Origin of the sequence: Halomonas sp. SSL-5 (assembly GCF_030708455.1) — a bacterium.
In the GTDB taxonomy this organism is placed as follows: domain Bacteria; phylum Pseudomonadota; class Gammaproteobacteria; order Pseudomonadales; family Halomonadaceae; genus Halomonas.
Genome location: NZ_JAUYWF010000004.1, coordinates 164264 through 181710 on the forward strand (window position 1 = coordinate 164264; position 17447 = coordinate 181710).

A 17447-nucleotide genomic window follows, 5' to 3' on the forward strand; every position below is an offset into this window, starting at 1 on the left:
TCACATCAGCACGATGTCGTACTGCTCCTGGGAGTAGTGGGTCTCGACCTGGAAGCGAATCGGCTTGCCGATGAACTCCTCCAGGTCGGCCACCGCCGCCGACTCCTCGTCGAGCAGGCGGTCCACCACCGCCTGCGACGACAGCACCATGTAGGTCTCGGCGCTGTAGGCACGCTCCTCGCGCAGGATCTCGCGGAAGATCTCGTAGCAGACCGTCTCGGGGGTCTTGAGGGTGCCACGGCCAGCGCAGGTCGGGCACGCCTCGCAGAGGGTCTGCTCGAGGCTCTCCCGGGTGCGCTTGCGGGTCAGCTGCACCAGGCCCAGCTCGGTGACCCCGGTGCACTTGGTCTTGGCGTGATCGCGCTCCAGCGACTTCTCGAGCATGCGCAGCACCTGGCGCTGATGCTCGGTGTCCTCCATGTCGATGAAGTCGATGATGATGATGCCGCCGAGGTTGCGCAGCCGCAGCTGGCGGGCGATGGCGGTGGCGGCCTCGAGGTTGGTCTTGAAGATGGTCTCCTCGAGGTTGCGGTGCCCCACGTAGCCACCGGTATTGACGTCGATGGTGGTCATCGCCTCGGTGGGGTCGATCACCAGGTAGCCGCCGGACTTGAGCTGCACCTTGCGACCCAGCGCCTTGTGGATCTCGTCCTCGACGCTGTAGAGGTCGAAGATCGGCCGCTCGCCGGCGTAGTGTTCGATGCGTTCCACGGCGTCGGGCATGAACTCCTCGGCGAACTCGATCAGCTTGACGTAGTTCTCCCGGGAGTCGATGCGCACCTTCTCGATCTCGTCGCGCATCACGTCGCGCAGGATGCGCATGAACAGCGGCAGGTCGTCGTAGATCACGCTGGGCGCCGAGGAAGTCACCTTGCGCTCGCTGACCTTGCGACACAGCCGCAGCAGGAAGTGCATGTCGGCGGCCAGCTCCTGGACCCCCACCCCCTCGGCGGCGGTGCGCACGATGAAGCCGCCGGTCACCTCCAGGCTCTGCTGGGCCTGGGCCTCCTCGATCAGGCCGCGCAGGCGCTCGCGCTCGCGCTCGTCCTCGATACGCTGGGATACCCCGTGGTGGGGCGCATCGGGCATGTAGACCAGATAGCGCGAGGGCACCGACAGATGGGTGGTGAGCCGCGCCCCCTTGGAGCCGATGGGATCCTTGGTGACCTGCACCACCAGCGCCTGCCCCTCGTGCAGCAGGTGGCCGATGGAGAGCTGCTCCTCGGCCGGGGTGCCGGGGGGCATCACCTCGTGGGCGTGGATGAAGGCGGCGCGATCGAGGCCGATATCGACGAACGCCGCCTGCATGCCGGGCAGCACCCTCACCACCCGGCCCTTGTAGATATTGCCGACGATGCCACGCCGGCGGGAGCGCTCGATGAAGGCCTCCTGCAGCACGCCGTTCTCCACCACGGCGACGCGAGTCTCCATCGGCGTCAGGTTGATCAGTACTTCGCCGCTCATGCGGAAATCCTTGTCCAGATTGCTTTGCGACCATTATGACATAGTGGCCCGCACCCAAGGCGCCGTTCTGGGACGCGATCTCAGACGAGGGTGCCGTCCCACAGCGCCACTCCCTGGCGGCGCAGCAGCGCGGCGGTCTCGAACAGCGGCAGCCCCACCACCGCCGAGTGGCTGCCGGCAATATGCTCGACGAACACCGCCCCTCGCCCCTGGATGGCATAGCCTCCCGCCTTGTCGGCGGGCTCGCCGCTGGCCCAGTAGGCGGCGATCTCGGCGTCCGAGATCTCGCGCATCGCTACCCGGGTGGCCACGCAGGCCTCGAGCAGGCCGGCAGGGCCGGTCACCGCCAGCGCGGTGAGCACCCGGTGCTCGCGCCCCGAGAGCGAACGCAGCATGGCGGCGGCATGCTCCGGTCCCTCAGGCTTGCCGAGGATCTCGCCATCGCGGACCACGGCGGTATCGGAGCCCAGGGTCGGCAGCGAGGAGAGGCGCGCACCGGCCAGCGCCTTCTCCCGGGCCAGGCGGGCCACATAGGCCTCGGCGCCCTCCCCGGGCGCCGGGGTCTCGTCGATATCCACCGGACGGATCTCCACGGCCACGCCGATGGAGAAAAGCAGCTCGCGACGCCGCGGCGAGGCGGAGGCCAGGCAGAGCACGGGGGACAGGGTAGCGGACATTGACAGGCTCCGGTCAGTCGCGGGCCAGGCGCCGCCCCAGGGCGTTGAAGAGAGTGGCAAACCAGGGCCAGAGCAGCGCGCCGATCAGCGACGGCGTCAGGAAGGAGAGATGGATGGCGAAGGGGCCGAGCAGGGTGCGCAGCCACTGTTCGAGGAGCTGCACGCTGCCCAGCAGCACCAGCACCATCAGTGCCTGCTGAAGCAGCGAGTAGGCCCGGAAGCGCGGATAGACCAGGGCACACAGGAAGGCCAGCAGCGACAGCAGCAGGGCGTTCTGGCCGAGCACCGCCCCCTCGATCAGGTCGAGCAGGATGCCCAGCACGAAGGCGTGGAAGACGCCCACCCGATAGGGGGTCTTCATGCACCAGTAGACCAGCATCAGCCCCAGCCAGTCGGGCCGCCAGATCTGCCAGCCTTCGGCCAGCGGCATCACCTGCAGGCAGAGTGCCAGCAGCAGGGAGCACCAGATCCACGGCAGTGCCAGGTTGGCGGCAGAGGGAGCGGCCATCAGCGGTCCTCCTCGTCGGCGTCCTGAAGGGCGGCCCCCCGCGCGGCGGCGTCACCGACCACCGCCCGGGCGGCCTCGATGGCCGTCACCCCGACCTCCCCCTCCCAGCCGGGGTCATCGAAGCGCAGCTGGCTGGGCGGGAAGAGCAGCAGGAAGTGGCGCGAGCGCTGCAGCTGGGCCACCGGCGCGGCACTGACCCGGGCGAAGGGCTCGCCGGGATCGTGCACCACCTCGCTGACCCGGGCCACCGGGTAGCCCGGGGGGAAGCGCCCGGCCAGGCCCGAGGTGACCAGCAGGTCGCCCATGCGGATGTCGGCGGTATCGGGGACGTGCAGCACGCTGAGGCTGTCATAGCGTCCGCCGCCCTGGAGGATGAAGCGCAGGCCATTGCGATTGACCCGCACCGGCAGCGCATGGCTGGCGTCGGCCACCATCAGCACCCGGCTGGAGTAGGCCGAGACCGAGGTCACCTGCCCCACCAGGCCGGCGGCATCCATCACCGGCTGCCCCACATGCACCCCGTCGCGGCGGCCGCGATCCAGCACCATCTGATGGGCGAAGGGATCGGGGTCCAGCGACAGCAGCTCGGCGGTGATGAAGGGCATGTCGTGCTGGCGTGCGGCGGAGAGCAGCTCGCGCAGGCGCACGTTCTCGGCGGTGAGATCCGCCATGCGCTGGACGCGATGGGAGAGGGTCAGCATCTGCTCGCGCAGCCGGCGGTTCTCGTCGACCAGGGCGCGCTGGTCGGAGAGCGCCAGGGTCGCCCAGCTGAGCACGCTGCTGGGCAGGCTGACCACCCACTGGACGGGGGCCACCACGGTGGAGAGCTGGGCACGCACCTCCTCCATGCGGGTCAGCCGCAGGTCGGCGACCATCAGCCCGACCGCGACGACCGCGACGACCAGCAGGCGATAGACGGGCAGCGGGCCATGCGAGAACAGCGGCTTGATGACGCGTCTCCCCGGATCAGTCGCTGGACAGCAGCTCGAAGGTGTGCTGGTCGATCATCTCGAGGGCCTTGCCACCGCCGCGTGCCACGCAGGTCAGCGGATCCTCGGCGACGATCACCGGCAGGCCGGTCTCCTCGGCGATCAGCTTGTCCAGGTCGCGCAGCAGCGCGCCACCGCCGGTCAGCACCAGGCCGCGCTCGGCGATGTCGGAGGCGAGTTCCGGGGGCGACTGCTCCAGGGCGTTCTTCACCGCGGCGACGATGGAGGCCAGGGTCTCCTGCAGGGCGTCGAGGATCTCGTGGGAGTTGAGGGTGAAGCTGCGCGGGATGCCCTCGGCCAGGTTGCGGCCGCGCACATCGATCTCGCGCAGCTCGCCGCCGGGGTAGGCGCAGCCGATCTCCTCCTTGATGCGCTCGGCGGTGGCCTCGCCGATCAGGCTGCCGTAATGGCGACGCACGTAGCCGATGATCGCCTCGTCGAAGCGGTCGCCGCCGACACGGATGGACTCGGAATAGACGATGCCGTTCAGGGAGATGATGGCGATCTCGCTGGTGCCGCCACCGATATCCACCACCATGGAACCCTGGGCCTCCTCCACGGGCAGGCCGGCGCCGATGGCGGCCGCCATGGGCTCCTCGATCAGGAACACCTCGCGGGCACCGGCGCCCTCGGCGGACTCCTTGATGGCCCGGCGTTCCACCTGGGTCGACATGCAGGGCACGCAGACCAGCACCCGCGGACTCGGGGTGAGGAAGGTGCTCTGATGGACCTTGCGGATGAAGTGCTGGAGCATCTGCTCGGTGACGGTGAAGTCGGCGATCACCCCGTCCTTCATGGGTCGGATGGCGGTGATGTTGCCGGGAGTGCGGCCCAGCATGCGCTTGGCGTCGGAGCCCACCGCGGCCACGCTGCGCATGTTGCCGGACTGGCGAATGGCCACGACCGACGGTTCGTCGAGCACGATGCCTCGGCCGCGGACGTAGATCAGCGTATTGGCCGTCCCCAGATCGATCGACAGATCGCTGGAAAACAGCCCCCTCAAGCGTTTGAACATGGAAGTCGTTACCTAGTGCAGTCCGGGAACCCTGTGCGGAGGCAAACGGTATCACCGCACCCCCTCGGCAGCAAGCGAAACCCCGGGGCAACGGCACATGAGGCCCTGCCCGCGCGACGCCGAATATGGTACCTTCAGCGGCCTGTTTTTCTCACTCGAGGACACCCGACTCATGGCGCTTGAACACGCTGACGTGCTCAGGGCCGCGCATCTTGCCCGGCTCGGCCTCTCCGACGAAGACGCCGCCCACTATATGGACGACCTCGGCCGCATCCTCGACATGGTCGACCACCTTCAGGCGCTCGACACCGAGGGCGTCGCCCCCCTGGCCCACCCGCTGGACGCCACCCAGCGGCTGCGCGCCGACGAGGTCACCGAGACCGACCGACGCGACCACTTCCAGCGCTGTGCCCCGGCGGTGGAACAGGGCCTGTACCTGGTACCCCGCGTCGTCGAGTAAGCCACTGCCTACGGAGCCTCCGGTCCATGCATGACAAGACACTGACCGAACTCGCCGCCAGCCTCGCGGCCGGCGAGTTCACCAGCCGCGAGCTGACCGAACACCTGCTCGGGCGAATCGAACGCCACGACGGCGACCTCAACAGCTTCATCACCGTGACCCCGGAACAGGCCCTGGCCGCCGCCGACGCCGCCGACGCCACCCGCGCCCGCGGCGAGGCCGGCCCGCTGACCGGCCTGCCCGTGGCGATCAAGGACCTGTTCTGCACCGATGGCGTGCTGACCACCGCCGGCTCGAAGATGCTCGAGAACTTCGTCGCCCCCTACGACGCCTGCGTGGTGGAGCGGCTCAAGGCCGCCGGCACCGTCAGCCTGGGCAAGACCAACCTGGACGAGTTCGCCATGGGCTCCTCCAACGAGAACAGCGCCTTCGGCGCGGTGAAGAACCCCTGGGACAGCGGCGCCGTGCCCGGTGGCTCCTCCGGCGGCAGCGCCGCCGCGGTGGCCGCGGGACTGGCCCCCGCCGCCATGGGCACCGACACCGGCGGCTCGATCCGCCAGCCGGCCGCCTTCTGTGGCATCACCGGACTCAAGCCCACCTACGGACGGGTCTCGCGCTGGGGCATCATCGCCTACGCCTCGAGCCTCGACCAGGCCGGCCCCATGGCGCGCACCGCCGAGGACTGCGCCCTGCTGATGAACGCCATCGCCGGCCACGACCCCAGGGACTCCACCTGCGTGGCGCGCGGGGTGCCCGACTACCGCACGGAGCTCGCAGCACCGCTGTCGGGCCTCAAGATCGGCCTGCCCCGGGAGTACTTCGGCGACGGCCTCGACCCGGCGGTGGAAGCCGCGGTGCGCGAGGCGGTGGCGGTCTACGAGTCGCTGGGTGCCACGGTACGCGAGGTCAGCCTGCCTCACACCCACTACGCGATCCCGGCCTACTACGTGATCGCCCCGGCGGAGGCCTCCTCCAATCTGGCACGCTACGACGGCGTGCGCTTCGGCCACCGCTGCGAGGCCCCCCGCGACCTCATCGACCTCTACAAGCGCTCCCGCGCCGAGGGCTTCGGCGAGGAGGTCAAGCGACGCATCCTGATCGGCACCCATACCCTCTCCGAGGGCTTCTTCGATGCCTACTACAAGAAGGCCCAGCAGGTGCGCCGTCTGATCCGCCAGGACTTCCTCGACGCCTTCGAGGAGGTCGACGTGCTGATGGGCCCGGCCTCCCCCACTCCGGCCTTCGACCTCGGCGCCCAGAAGGATCCGGTGTCCATGTACCTGCAGGACATCTACACCATCGCCGTCAACCTGGCCGGCATCCCCGGCATGAGCGTGCCGGCGGGTTTCGTGGGCGACCGCCCCGTGGGCCTGCAGATACTCGGCACCCACTTCGCCGAACAGCGCCTGCTCAACGTCGCCCACCAGTACCAGCAGGCCACCGACTGGCACCTGCGTCGTCCCAAGCTTGCCGAGGAGAGCGCCTGATGCAATGGGAAACCGTGATCGGCCTGGAGGTCCACGTCCAGCTCGCCACCCAATCCAAGATCTTCTCCGGCGCCTCCACCGCCTTCGGCGCCGAGCCCAACACCCAGGCCTGCGCCGTGGACCTGGGCCTGCCCGGGGTGCTGCCGGTGCTCAACGAGCAGGCGGTGGCCATGGCGGTGCAGTTCGGCCTGGCGATCCACGCCGAGATCCCCGAGGTCTCGGTGTTCGACCGCAAGAACTACTTCTACCCGGACCTCCCCAAGGGCTACCAGACCAGCCAGATGTATCACCCCATCGTCGGCCCCGGCGAGGTGGAGATCACCCTGGAGCAGGGCGAGGCCAAGCGCATCCGGGTGCACCACGCCCACCTGGAGGAGGACGCCGGCAAGTCCCTGCACGAATCCTTTTCTGACGGCATGGGCCACGCCATGACCGGCATCGACCTCAACCGTGCCGGCACCCCGCTGCTGGAGATCGTCTCCGAGCCGGACATGCGCTCGGCGAAGGAGGCGGCCGCCTACCTCAAGGCGATCCACTCCATCGTCACCTATCTCGGGATCAGCGACGGCAACATGGCCGAGGGCTCGATGCGCTGCGACGTCAACGTCTCGGTGCGCCCCATGGGCCAGGCCGAATACGGCACCCGCGCCGAGATCAAGAACGTCAACTCCTTCCGCTTCGTGGAGCGCGCCATCGAGTTCGAGGTGGAGCGCCAGATCGAGCTGATCGAGGATGGCGGCAAGGTGGTCCAGGAGACCCGCCTCTATGATCCCGAGCGCGACGAGACCCGCAGCATGCGCACCAAGGAGGAGGCCAACGACTACCGCTACTTCCCCTGCCCCGACCTGCTGCCGGTGGTGCTCGACGCCGCCTACGTGGACCACCTGCGCGAGATCCTGCCGGAGCTGCCCGACGAGAAGCGTGCCCGCTTCCAGGACGAACTGGGGCTCTCCGCCTACGACGCCGGGGTGCTCGCGGCGAGCCGCGAGATGGCCGAGTACTTCGAGGCGGTCAAGGAGGCCTGCGGCGATGCCAAGCAGGCCGCCAACTGGGTACAGGGCGAACTCTCCGGGGCGCTGAACCGGGAGGGCCTGGCGATCCAGGACAGCCCCGTCTCCGCCACCCAGCTCGGCGGGCTGATCGGTCGGGTGATGGACGACACCATCAACGGCAAGGCCGCCAAGCAGGTGTTCCAGGCGCTGTGGAACGGCCAGGGCGCCAGTGCCGATGAGGTGATCGAGGCCAAGGGGCTCAAGCAGGTCACCGACAGCGGCGCCATCGAGGCGATGATCGACCAGGTGATCGCGGACAGCCCCGCCCAGGTGGCCCAGTACCGCGACGCCGAGCCGGAGAAGCGTGGCAAGATGATCGGTTACTTCGTCGGCCAGGTGATGAAGGCGTCTCGCGGCACCGCCAACCCGCAGCAGGTCAACGGCCTGCTCAAAGAGAAGCTCGACGCCCTGTGCTGAGGCCCGGAGCGAGCGACACAGCCGAGGAGTTACGGCATGGCCGATGATGTCGGTGCACGGCTGCGCACCCTGCGCACCCTGCGCGGTATCTCCCAGCGCGAGCTGGCCAAGCGCTGCGGAGTGACCCACTCCAGCCTGTCGCTGATCGAGCAGGGCAAGGTGAGCCCCTCGGTGAGCTCCCTGAAGAAGATCCTCGACGCCATCCCCATGAGCGTCGGTGACTTCTTCACCATGGACCTGGAGAACGGCCGCCGGGTGTTCTACTCGGCCGAGGACCTCGCCGACGTGGGCGCGGGTGACGTCGTCTACAAGCTGGTGGGCGCCGATCGCCGCGACCGGGCGCTGGCCTTCATGATCGAGACCTACCCCCCCGGGGCCGACACCGGCCGGGAGATGATCGCCCACCAGGGCGAGGAGGCCGGCGTGGTGCTGGAGGGAGAGATCGAGATCACCATCGGCGCCGAGTCGCGGATGTTGAAGGCCGGCGAGGCCTACTACTTCGAGACCAACGTGCCCCACCGCTTCCGCAATCCGGGCGGCGAACCCTGCCGCCTGGTCAGCTGTGCCACCCCCGCCCGGGCCTTCTGAGGCCCGGACTCAGCCCTTCTTGAGCTTGTCGATCTCTGCGCGCAGCGCCTCCGCCTCCTCGGTGAGGGAGGCGTTGGCGCGCATGTCGCCGTTGCGGGCCGCATGCATCGCCTGCTCGAGCTTCTGCTCGTAGGCCTTCTGCAGCTTCTTGGTCGGGTCTGACTTGAAGAGTCCGAACATGGGGGTCTCCTGCCGGGGGATGTCCCGATAGGCTACGCCCATTGACGGCACATAGCTATACACAACCTGTACATTATAAAAAATTCCGTACATGAAAAGGCGAGGCCGGCACCCGAGTGCCGGCCTCGCCGCGTCGTGAAGGAAGGCGCGCTCAGGTGGCCAGCGACATCCACACGCTCTTGAGGTCGGAGTACTCCTCCAGGGAGTGGTGGGACTTGTCGCGGCCGTTGCCCGACTGCTTGACCCCGCCGAAGGGCATGGTCTGGTCGCCACCCGCCCAGTTGTTGACGAACACCTGTCCCGACTGCAGCCGCCGGGTCACCCGCATGATGCGGTCGATGTCCTGGCTCCACAGGCCTGCCGCCAGGCCGTAGACGCTGTCGTTGGCCAGGCGCACCGCCTCCTCCTCGCTGTCGAAGCCGAACACCGAAAGCACCGGGCCGAAGATCTCCTCGCGGCCGATGGCCATCTCGGGGGTGACGCCATCGAACACCGTAGGCGGGATGAAGAACCCCTTGCCATCGACCGCGGTGGCCTCACCACCGGCACGCAGTCGGGCGCCCTCCTCCTGGCCCTGGCGGATGAACCCCAGCACCCGCTGGTACTGGGTCTCGTCGACCATGGCCCCCATGAAGCTGTCGGGATCCAGCGGGTCGCCGGGCTGCATACGCTCGGCCGCCGCCACCACCTTGTCGACGAAGGCCTCGCGAATGCTGTTCTCCACCAACAGCCGGGAACCGGCGATGCACACCTCGCCCTGGTTATGGAAGATCGCCGCGGCGGCGTGCTTCGCCACCCGGTCCAGATCCTTGCAGTCGGCGAAGACCAGGTTGGGACTCTTGCCACCGCACTCCAGGTAGAGGCGCTTGAGGTTGGACTCGCCGGCATACTGCATCAGCTGCTTGCCGGTCGCGGTGGAACCGGTGAAGGCCAGGCAGTCCACCTCCATGGAGAGAGCGAGCGCGCGGCCCACGGTGTGGCCGAAGCCCGGCAGCACCTGGAAGACGCCGCGGGGCAGGCCCGCCTCATGGGCCAGCTGGGCCAGGCGCAGCGCCGAGAGGGGCGACTTCTCCGAGGGCTTGAGGATCACGCTGTTGCCGGCGGCGAGCGCCGGGGCCACCTTCCAGGCGGTCATCATCAGCGGGAAGTTCCAGGGCACGATGGAGGCGACCACGCCCAGCGGCTCGCGCAGCACCAGCGCCAGGGCCTCATCGCCGGTGGGCGCCACCTCGCCGTAGAGCTTGTCGATGCACTCCGCCTGGTAGCGAAAGCAGGCGATGGCACCGCTGATGTCGCCCAGCGAGCTTGAGATCGGCTTGCCCATGTCCAGGGTGTCGAGCAGGGCGAGCTCGGCCTTGTCGGCCTCCATCAGGTCGGCCAGGCGCAGCAGTGCCTTCTTGCGCTTGCCCGGGGCCAGGCGCGACCAGGCGCCCCCGTCGAAGGCGGCGCGGGCATGGCTCACGGCCACGTCGGCATCGGCGGCGTCGCAGCTGGCCACCTCGGCAAGCACCTCACCGGTGGCCGGGTTGCGGGTCTCGAAGGTCTCGCCGCTGGCCGCAGCGACGAACACATCGTTGATGAAGGCGCGGGTCTCGAGTCCCTTCTCGAGCGTCAGGTCGGCGGCGCGCTGCTGCCACTCGGCCCGGGTCTTGGGCATCTCGGTGCGGCTCATGTCAGGCTCTCCTCGTGGGTGTCGGATGTGATGGCGGCGAGTCGCTCGAGGGTGGCGTCCAGGGCTCGGCGTGCCTTGTCGACCAGCTCGTCGATCTCGGCATGGGTAATCACCAGGGGCGGCGAGATGATCATGGTATCGCCCACCGAGCGCATCACAAGGCCCGAGGCGAAGCAGAGGTCGCGGCACAGGTTGCCCACGGCCAGCGACTCGTCGAAACGCTCGCCGGTGGCGGGGTCGATCAGCTCCAGCGCGCCGATCAGCCCCAGGCAGCGCGCCTCGCCGACCAGCGGGTGCGACTCGAGGGCCTGCCAGCGCCGGGCCAGATACGGCCCCAGGTCGTCGCGAACCCGCGCCACCACGCCCTCCGCCTCCATCAGCTCGAGGTTCCTCTGCGCCACGGCGGCGCAGGTGGGATGACCGGAGTAGGTGAAGCCGTGGAAGAACTCGCCGCCCTCCTCGATCAGGGTGTCGGCGACGCGATCGCCCACCAGCACGCCGCCGATGGGCAGGTAGCCCGAGGAGAGCCCCTTGGCGATGGGCATCAGATCCGGCGCGAGGCCGTAGTGGACGCTGCCGAACCACTCGCCCAGGCGGCCGAAGCCGCAGATCACCTCGTCCACCACCAGCAGGATGTCATACTTCGCGAGCACCGCCTTGACCGCCGGCCAGTAGCTCGCCGGCGGGATGATGGCGCCGCCGGCGCCCTGCACCGGCTCGGCGATAAAGGCGGCCACCCGATCCTCTCCCAGTTCCTGGATCTTCGCTTCCAGGGCCGCGGCGCACTCCCGGCCGAAGGCGTCGGGGTCATGGCCCGCCGGGCGCCCTTCTTGAAACCAATAGGGCTGACGCACATGGGCGATCTTCGGCACCAGCGGGCCGCCCTGCTGGTGCATGGGGGCCATGCCACCGAGGCTGACGCCGGCCACGGTGGAGCCGTGGTAGGCGTTCTCTCGGCCGATCACCCACTGCTTGTCGTTCTGGCCCTTCAGCGCCCAGTAGCGGCGCACCATGCGCAGCACGGTGTCGTTGGCCTCGGAGCCCGAGCCGGTGAAGAAGACGCGGTTGATATGGGGGGGCGCCAGCCGGCAGAGCGTCTCGGCGAGCCTGACCGCCGGCGGATGGGTGGTCTTGAAGAAGTTGTTGTAATAGGGCAACTCGCGCATCTGGGCGGTGGCGGCCTCCACCAGCTCCTCGCGGCCGTAGCCCAGGTTGACGCACCACAGGCCGGCCATGCCGTCGAGGATGCGGTTGCCCTCGGAGTCGATGATATAGACGCCCTCGCCGCGCTCGATGATGCGGCTGCCCTCCTCGCCCAGCGCCTTGAAGTCGGTGAAGGGGTGCAGGTGGTGGGCGCGGTCGAGCCGCTGGTAGTCAGGTGTCTGCATGATCGACGGCTCCAGGCTGAGGGTGTCGGGCGGCCTGGCGGCGCCGGCACGCCTCGGCGAAGCCGCGGAACAGAGCGTCATAGAGCGGATGCTCGCGGGGCTGCCACTCGGGGTGCCACTGCACCGCCAGGGCGAAGCCCGTCGCATCGCGCACCGAGATCGCCTCGATGAGCCCATCCGGGGCATGCGCCTCGGCGTCGAGCCCCGGCCCCAGGGTGGCGATGCCCTGCTGGTGCAGGGAGTTCACCCGGGAGTCGGATGCGGGATAGAGCGCGGCCAGCCGGCCACCGGGCGCCAGGGTAATCGCGTGGCTCGGGGCATACTTTGCCTCGCGATCGCCTTCCGGTTCGCGGTGATCGAGCATGCCCGGCACCCGCTGCACCGCCTGGTGCAGGGTGCCGCCGAAGGCCACATTGAGCTCCTGGAAGCCGCGACAGATGGCGAAGAGCGGCAGCCCGAGATCCAGCGCGGCGGGGATCCAGGCCAGGGCCGCGGCGTCGCGGTGGATATCGTCCCGGGTATTCTCCGGCTCCCGCTCGGCCCCGTAGCGGCCCGGCTCGACGTTGGTATAGCTGCCGGTGAGCAGCAGGCCATCCAGGTGGGCCGGCAGGTCGCCGGCCACGGCGTCCTCCCAGACCGGCAGGATCACCGGCGCCAGCCCGTACTCGCGCAACGCGGCCAGGTACTTGTCGGTGACCATATGCGCCGGGTGGCCCTCCACCTCGCGGCGGCAGGCGATCACGCCCACCAGGGGTCGGGACGACATTACGCTCTCCTCTTCGTCGACGAATCTCGATGTTATGCTTTGCTCAACATAGCCTGTCCCGACACGGATGCCAAGCGAGAGCCAAAACACCGCAATCGCCATAGAAAAACCCTAGAAAATGGAGCCCCGTCGGCATCAACCCACAGGCACCAGCCTCCGGGTGTCGTAAAGTATTTGACAACATGCGCATGTCACCACAAAGATAGCACCACGCCTAGCCGAACAAGGGACTCTGCCATCATGTCGCCACACGTCGCCTCCGAGGCCCGGGACTTCCTCGCGCAGCACCCCGAGATCGACGCCATCGACCTGCTGATCAGCGACCTCAACGGCGTGCTGCGCGGCAAGCGGGTCTCCCCCGAGAACCTGGAGAAGGCCTATGCCCAGGGTATCAACCTGCCCGCCTCGGTCTACGCCCTGGACATCCTCGGCAACACCATCGAGGAGACCGGGCTGGGCCTCGACAGCGGCGACGCCGACCGGGTGTGCCGGCCGCTTCCCGGTACGCTGATGCCCACGCCGTGGCGGCGCCAGGGTCGCCAGGCGCAGCTGCTGATGCACATGCAGGAACCCGACGGCAGCGGCTTCTTCGCCGAGCCACGCCAGCTGCTCGCCCGGCAGCTCGAGCGCCTGACGGCCCGCGGGCTGGCTCCGGTGGTCGCCGTGGAGATGGAATTCTATCTGGTGGACCGTGAGCGCGACCCCGGCGGCTCGATCCAGCCGCCCTGCTCGCCAATGACCGGCGAGCGCGCCAGCCAGAGCCAGCTCTACTCGGTGAACGAACTCGACGAGTATGCGGACTTCCTGGGTGAGGTGCAGAGCGCGGCCGCCGTCCAGAAGCTGCCGCTGGACACCATGCTCAAGGAGTGTGCCCCGGGCCAGTTCGAGATCACCCTCAAGCATGGCCCGGACGTGCTGGCCGCCTGCGACGCGGCGATACTGCTCAAGCGACTGATCAAGGGGGTGGCGCAGAATCACGGCTTCGAGGCCACCTTCATGGCCAAGCCCTATGGCCTCGAGGCGGGCAACGGCACCCACGTGCATATCAGCCTGCTGAACGAGGACGGGGACAACGTCTTCGCCGCCGCCGACGGTGACGTACTGGGCAGCCCGGCGCTGAAACGGGCCATCGCCGGCCTGCTGGCGCTGATGCCGGCAAGCGTGGCGCTTTTCGCCCCCAACCTCAACTCCTTCCGCCGCTTCCAGCCGGGACTCTACGTGCCCATGGCGCCCACCTGGGGCTTCGACAATCGCTCGGTGGCGGTGCGCATCCCCTCGGGCCCCAACGCCGCACGGCGGCTCGAGCACCGGGTGGCCGGCGCCGACGCCAACCCCTACCTGCTGCTGGCGGCACTGCTGGCCGGCATCGAGCACGGTCTCGCCGGGGAGTCGACCCCGCCGCCGCCGGTCACCGGCAACGCCTATGCCCAGCATCCGCCCAGCCTGACCAACAGCTGGAGCCAGGCGCTGGACCTGCTCGAAGCGAGCGAGCCGCTCGGCGCGGCCCTGGGTGCCGACTTCCTGCGGGTCTTCCTGGCCAACCGCCGCGCCGAGCGCGACCAGGCCATGCAGCACGTCAGCCGCCTGGAGACCGACTGGTACCTGCGCAACGTCTAGCGTCGTCGCGAGTAGGCGGCTTACACCTTGGTCGATTCGCCCTCCCGGACCTCGGGCTCGGCCTGCCACTGCACCTCGCCGTCGACCACCGGCAGGCGCTCGGCCTGGGGAGGCGTCTCGAGGCGCCGCGACATCTCCTCGCCATCGAGGCGGTAGGTGACGTCGTAGCCCTGGGTCTCCTCATGTTCCTCCATGAGCGTCCGGCACTGCTCCTCGGTCACGACCCTCTCGCGGGTCTCGTAGCGCGTCTCGTAACGGGTCTCGTACTGGATCTGTGAACCGGCCTGGGCGTGCTGCCGGGCCTCGACGCGCTCCTGCACCTCGCGCCCGGCCAGGGCGCCGCCGATGGCACCGGCCACGGTGGCGATCTTCTTGCCGCTGCCGCCACCGATCTGGTTGCCCAGCAGGCCACCGACGACGGCGCCGGCGGCACCACCGAGGATACGGTTGGGGTCCCGGCTGGACGCCGGCCCGGAGGGGGCCTGGGTCTCGACGGGTACCTGAACCGGCACCTCGACCGGCACCTGCTCGCTCACCACCCGCTCCACGTCCTCGCAGACCTCGCGGGGCCGCTCCACGGTACGGGTCACTGGTTGCACCGCCAGGATTTCGGCATACTCCGGCCCGCTCGGCTGCTGGACCTGCCAGGCGCCGAAGGCCAGGCCTCCCAGGCCCAGCACGGCCAGGGTCGTACCGACGACTATCGACTTGCTCATCTGTCACCTCCTGAAAGAGTGGAAGACCACTCGCTGAAAACACCATCGGGCTCCAGGCGTGAGTGACCATGACGGCTTGGGCGATGAGAGGGCAGCGCGATCCGGCGCCACCCGACGAGGCTCAGTATAGGATGATGCGCCCTGGCGAGGGGCGGGGGGAAACGACTTCCACAGACTCTCCCCGACCGTCGCCGGATAGCGACAGGCGACGCGCTCAGGCGAAGGGCTCAGGCGAGGGGCTCGCCGGCGGAGGTGACGGCCCGGCCCTCCGGCTCAATCGTTGCGGAGGGAGACGACACCAGCCCCGAGCGGTCTTCCAGCCAGCGGTGGGTAGGAGCGACACGATTGAAGGTGTAGACGTGCAGGCCGACAAAGCCGCCGAGAGGATCGCCCAGCAGTGTGACCAATGGCTCAAGCAGCGCATCGGGGCGATAGGGGGAGGGTTTCAGTAGCCGCGCCAGCCAGCCAGACTGGCGTTGCAGGGCGCGCACCGAGGGGCCAAGCCCCAGGCGCAGGGCGATGGCCAGCAATCGCCTGGGCTCCATGACCCCGGGAATCCCGGCATATACCGGCAGCGAGAGGCCAGCTCGCCGCTGCTGCTCGCGCCAGGCCAGCAGCGGCGCCGCCTCGAAACACAGCTGACTGACGGCATAGTCGGCCAGTCCTGCCTTGGCCGCCAGGTCACGCTGCAGCGCCATGGCTTCGACCCTGGGATGTCCCTCCGGATAGACCGGCACGCCGATTCGCGCCGGGCGTCGTGCGTGACCGTCCATGGCCTCGAGCAGCGCCAGGCCATGGGGGTAGGCTCCCAGCGGGCGCTCGGTATCACCGCCCACCACGAAGGCATCGTCGATGCCCAGCGCCGCGAGGCGCCCCAGCACCTGTTCCAGGTGGGCACGGTCACGCATCAGCCGCGCAGCAAGGTGCGGCACCACCCGGAAGCCCTCCCCGACCAGCCACTCGCTGGCCTGCAGGGTGCGCTCCAGGCCATGGCGCGGCGAGCAGGTCACGGTGACCACGGCGCCGTGCGGCAGCTCGCAAGCCGCCTCCTGCATGCCGGCGATGGGCAGCAACTCATAGCGGATCGCCGACTCCATCGGGCGGGCAAGGGCCGCCGTCAGCGCGGCCCGATTGGCCTCGTTCATGTCAGCTTACCCCTTGGGAATCGCCTTGCTCGGGTCGTGGAAGGGTTTCTCCACCACCCGGGCCTCCTGCAGGCCGGTATTGGCCTCGATGCGCAGTGCCGTGCCCAGTTCGGCGTACTCGATCGGCACCATGGCATAGCCGATGTTGCGCTCCTGACGCGGCGAGCGGGTGGCCGAGGTCACCTTGCCGATTCGCGCGCCCCCCTCGTCGAGCACCGGGAAGACATCGATCATCGCACCGTCGGTGAAATAGCCGACGCTGGGGCCGTCGATCTCCACGCCCACCAGCTTGCGCGACACGCCCGCGGCCTTGATGCGCTCCAGGGCGGCGCGGCCGATGAAGTCGTCGTCGCCACGCAGGTCCACCATCCAGTCGTAACCCATGCCTACCTCGAAGGGGTTGGTGTCGTACCAGATGTCGCAGCCGAAGGCGAGGATGCCGCCCTCGATGCGGCGGATATGGCAGGGGCCGATCACCTGCATGTCGTGGGGCCGGCCGGCCTCGAAGACCCGCTGCCAGAGCGCCTCACCGAAACGACTGGCCTCACGCAGGTAGATCTCGTAGCCGATCTCTCCCGAGTAGCCGGTGCGCGAGATCACCACCGACATGCCGTCCAGCCGGGCCTCCATCAGGTGATAGTAGGGAATCCCCAGCACCGCCTCGCCGAACAGGTCCACCATCACCGCCTTGGCCCCGGGCCCCTGGACCTGCACCGGCGCCACGTCCACCTCCTGGAGGGTCACATCCAGGCCCGAATTGACCGCCAGCCCCCGGCACCACAGCAGGATGTCGCTGTCGGCAAGCGACAGCCAGAAGCGGTCCTCCTCGATGCGCAGCAGCACCGGGTCGTTGAGGATGCCGCCATCGGGAGCGGTGACGAAGACATACTTGCACTGCCCCACCTGGCAGTGGCGCATGTCGCGGGGGACCAGCCGCTGGGTGAAGGCGAAGGCGTCGGGACCGCTGATCTCGATCTGGCGCTCGACACCGACGTCCCACAGGGTCACGCCCTCTACCAGGGCCCAGTACTCGTCCACCGGGTCGGTGTAGAGCCGGGGATGGTAGTGGTGGTTGTAGACGCTGTACTTGCGCACCCCGTGACGCCGCGAGGCATAGAAGAAGGGTGACTTGCGGATGCGTGGATAGAGCAGGATCTCCGGCGCCGTCTGGGCCTGCGGGATGCTCTCGATGACCTGGGACATGACCGCCTCCTCGAGTGTCGTTGTGGCGGGGGCCGGCACCCGCCGGCCGCCCTTGACTACGACACTAGCCCCAGCGGCGACCACGCATCTCGCTGTGGGCGTC

The 17447-nt window shown here is 68.8% G+C and carries 17 protein-coding genes; 5 read left to right on the forward strand and 12 right to left on the reverse strand.

What is annotated here, in order from left to right; all coding sequences use genetic code 11:
* The 5 genes from rng to RAN53_RS06100 all read right to left on the reverse strand — a co-directional run bounded on the left by rng (nt 1) and on the right by RAN53_RS06100 (nt 4653).
* Nucleotides 1-1464, reverse strand: a complete 1464-nt coding sequence (gene rng / locus RAN53_RS06080; RefSeq protein ID WP_305795923.1) for a ribonuclease G — start codon at nt 1462-1464, stop codon at nt 1-3.
* 80 nt (nt 1465-1544) lie between these two features.
* The gene (locus RAN53_RS06085) at nt 1545-2141 is read right to left on the reverse strand and encodes a Maf family protein (protein WP_305795924.1); all 597 of its coding nucleotides are present in this window, start codon (nt 2139-2141) and stop codon (nt 1545-1547) included.
* Between the two features lie 13 nt (nt 2142-2154).
* A complete protein-coding gene (gene mreD / locus RAN53_RS06090) occupies nt 2155-2649 on the reverse strand; it encodes a rod shape-determining protein MreD (protein WP_305795925.1) in 495 nt (164 codons plus the stop codon).
* On the reverse strand, nt 2649-3557 hold the full coding sequence (mreC, locus tag RAN53_RS06095) for a rod shape-determining protein MreC (RefSeq protein WP_414842964.1): 909 nt from the start codon (nt 3555-3557) through the stop codon (nt 2649-2651). Before mreC ends, mreD begins: the two co-directional genes overlap by 1 nt.
* A 58-nt stretch (nt 3558-3615) precedes the next feature.
* On the reverse strand, nt 3616-4653 hold the full coding sequence (locus RAN53_RS06100; protein ID WP_023005904.1) for a rod shape-determining protein: 1038 nt from the start codon (nt 4651-4653) through the stop codon (nt 3616-3618).
* Nucleotides 4654-4825: 172 nt separating this feature from the next.
* On the opposite strand from RAN53_RS06100, the gene gatC reads away from it, so the two are divergent.
* From gatC to RAN53_RS06120, 4 genes are read left to right on the forward strand one after another with little or no spacing between them, the layout of a single operon-like run.
* Complete coding sequence (gene gatC, locus RAN53_RS06105) at nt 4826-5113, forward strand: Asp-tRNA(Asn)/Glu-tRNA(Gln) amidotransferase subunit GatC (RefSeq protein ID WP_305795926.1); 288 nt, start codon at nt 4826-4828, stop codon at nt 5111-5113.
* A 26-nt stretch (nt 5114-5139) separates the two neighbouring features.
* Nucleotides 5140-6600 (forward strand): Asp-tRNA(Asn)/Glu-tRNA(Gln) amidotransferase subunit GatA, encoded by a 1461-nt coding sequence (gatA, locus tag RAN53_RS06110; protein ID WP_305795927.1) that lies wholly within the window; start codon nt 5140-5142, stop codon nt 6598-6600.
* Nucleotides 6600-8069 (forward strand): Asp-tRNA(Asn)/Glu-tRNA(Gln) amidotransferase subunit GatB, encoded by a 1470-nt coding sequence (gene gatB / locus RAN53_RS06115; RefSeq protein WP_305795928.1) that lies wholly within the window; start codon nt 6600-6602, stop codon nt 8067-8069. Before gatA ends, gatB begins: the two co-directional genes overlap by 1 nt.
* A 36-nt stretch (nt 8070-8105) precedes the next feature.
* Nucleotides 8106-8657 carry a cupin domain-containing protein gene (locus RAN53_RS06120; RefSeq protein WP_305795929.1) on the forward strand — a complete coding sequence of 184 codons (552 nt, stop codon included), beginning with the start codon at nt 8106-8108 and terminating at the stop codon, nt 8655-8657.
* Nucleotides 8658-8666: 9 nt separating this feature from the next.
* Here the strand turns inward: RAN53_RS06120 and RAN53_RS06125 are convergent, their stop codons facing one another.
* From RAN53_RS06125 to RAN53_RS06140, 4 genes are all read right to left on the reverse strand, one after another.
* On the reverse strand, nt 8667-8837 hold the full coding sequence (locus tag RAN53_RS06125; protein WP_305795930.1) for a DUF6435 family protein: 171 nt from the start codon (nt 8835-8837) through the stop codon (nt 8667-8669).
* A 151-nt stretch (nt 8838-8988) separates the two neighbouring features.
* Nucleotides 8989-10509, reverse strand: a complete 1521-nt coding sequence (locus tag RAN53_RS06130) for an aldehyde dehydrogenase (RefSeq protein WP_305795931.1) — start codon at nt 10507-10509, stop codon at nt 8989-8991.
* Nucleotides 10506-11897: an aspartate aminotransferase family protein gene (locus RAN53_RS06135; RefSeq protein WP_305795932.1), complete on the reverse strand. Its 1392-nt coding sequence runs from the start codon at nt 11895-11897 to the stop codon at nt 10506-10508. Before RAN53_RS06135 ends, RAN53_RS06130 begins: the two co-directional genes overlap by 4 nt.
* Nucleotides 11884-12663 (reverse strand): gamma-glutamyl-gamma-aminobutyrate hydrolase family protein, encoded by a 780-nt coding sequence (locus tag RAN53_RS06140; protein ID WP_305795933.1) that lies wholly within the window; start codon nt 12661-12663, stop codon nt 11884-11886. The genes RAN53_RS06135 and RAN53_RS06140 overlap by 14 nt, the downstream gene beginning before the upstream one ends.
* Nucleotides 12664-12903: 240 nt before the next feature.
* Between RAN53_RS06140 and RAN53_RS06145 the strand changes: the two genes are divergently transcribed.
* Entirely contained in the window at nt 12904-14280 is a 1377-nt protein-coding gene (locus RAN53_RS06145; protein WP_305795934.1) for a glutamine synthetase family protein, read from the forward strand.
* Nucleotides 14281-14300: 20 nt separating this feature from the next.
* Here RAN53_RS06145 and RAN53_RS06150 read toward each other — a convergent pair whose 3' ends face one another.
* From RAN53_RS06150 to RAN53_RS06160, 3 genes are all read right to left on the reverse strand, one after another.
* Complete coding sequence (locus tag RAN53_RS06150; protein WP_305795935.1) at nt 14301-14996, reverse strand: glycine zipper 2TM domain-containing protein; 696 nt, start codon at nt 14994-14996, stop codon at nt 14301-14303.
* Between the two features lie 227 nt (nt 14997-15223).
* Nucleotides 15224-16141 (reverse strand): methylenetetrahydrofolate reductase, encoded by a 918-nt coding sequence (locus tag RAN53_RS06155; protein ID WP_305795936.1) that lies wholly within the window; start codon nt 16139-16141, stop codon nt 15224-15226.
* Between the two features lie 6 nt (nt 16142-16147).
* Nucleotides 16148-17344 (reverse strand): glycine cleavage T C-terminal barrel domain-containing protein, encoded by a 1197-nt coding sequence (locus RAN53_RS06160; protein ID WP_305795937.1) that lies wholly within the window; start codon nt 17342-17344, stop codon nt 16148-16150.
* Nucleotides 17345-17447 lie beyond the last annotated feature (103 nt).

Excerpts from the sequence above, each read along its gene's own strand:
- RAN53_RS06150 (WP_305795935.1), bottom strand. The coding sequence starts at position 14,996 with ATGAGCAAGTCGATAGTCGTCGGTACGACCCTGGCCGTGCTGGGCCTG.
- gatA (WP_305795927.1), top strand. The coding sequence starts at position 5,140 with ATGCATGACAAGACACTGACCGAACTCGCCGCCAGCCTCGCGGCCGGC.
- RAN53_RS06130 (WP_305795931.1), bottom strand. The coding sequence starts at position 10,509 with ATGAGCCGCACCGAGATGCCCAAGACCCGGGCCGAGTGGCAGCAGCGC.
- RAN53_RS06135 (WP_305795932.1), bottom strand. The coding sequence starts at position 11,897 with ATGCAGACACCTGACTACCAGCGGCTCGACCGCGCCCACCACCTGCAC.
- mreD (WP_305795925.1), bottom strand. The coding sequence starts at position 2,649 with ATGGCCGCTCCCTCTGCCGCCAACCTGGCACTGCCGTGGATCTGGTGC.
- RAN53_RS06145 (WP_305795934.1), top strand. The coding sequence starts at position 12,904 with ATGTCGCCACACGTCGCCTCCGAGGCCCGGGACTTCCTCGCGCAGCAC.
- RAN53_RS06085 (WP_305795924.1), bottom strand. The coding sequence starts at position 2,141 with ATGTCCGCTACCCTGTCCCCCGTGCTCTGCCTGGCCTCCGCCTCGCCG.
- gatC (WP_305795926.1), top strand. The coding sequence starts at position 4,826 with ATGGCGCTTGAACACGCTGACGTGCTCAGGGCCGCGCATCTTGCCCGG.
- RAN53_RS06160 (WP_305795937.1), bottom strand. The coding sequence starts at position 17,344 with ATGTCCCAGGTCATCGAGAGCATCCCGCAGGCCCAGACGGCGCCGGAG.
- RAN53_RS06120 (WP_305795929.1), top strand. The coding sequence starts at position 8,106 with ATGGCCGATGATGTCGGTGCACGGCTGCGCACCCTGCGCACCCTGCGC.
- RAN53_RS06125 (WP_305795930.1), bottom strand. The coding sequence starts at position 8,837 with ATGTTCGGACTCTTCAAGTCAGACCCGACCAAGAAGCTGCAGAAGGCC.
- RAN53_RS06140 (WP_305795933.1), bottom strand. The coding sequence starts at position 12,663 with ATGTCGTCCCGACCCCTGGTGGGCGTGATCGCCTGCCGCCGCGAGGTG.
- RAN53_RS06100 (WP_023005904.1), bottom strand. The coding sequence starts at position 4,653 with ATGTTCAAACGCTTGAGGGGGCTGTTTTCCAGCGATCTGTCGATCGAT.
- gatB (WP_305795928.1), top strand. The coding sequence starts at position 6,600 with ATGCAATGGGAAACCGTGATCGGCCTGGAGGTCCACGTCCAGCTCGCC.
- rng (WP_305795923.1), bottom strand. The coding sequence starts at position 1,464 with ATGAGCGGCGAAGTACTGATCAACCTGACGCCGATGGAGACTCGCGTC.
- RAN53_RS06155 (WP_305795936.1), bottom strand. The coding sequence starts at position 16,141 with ATGAACGAGGCCAATCGGGCCGCGCTGACGGCGGCCCTTGCCCGCCCG.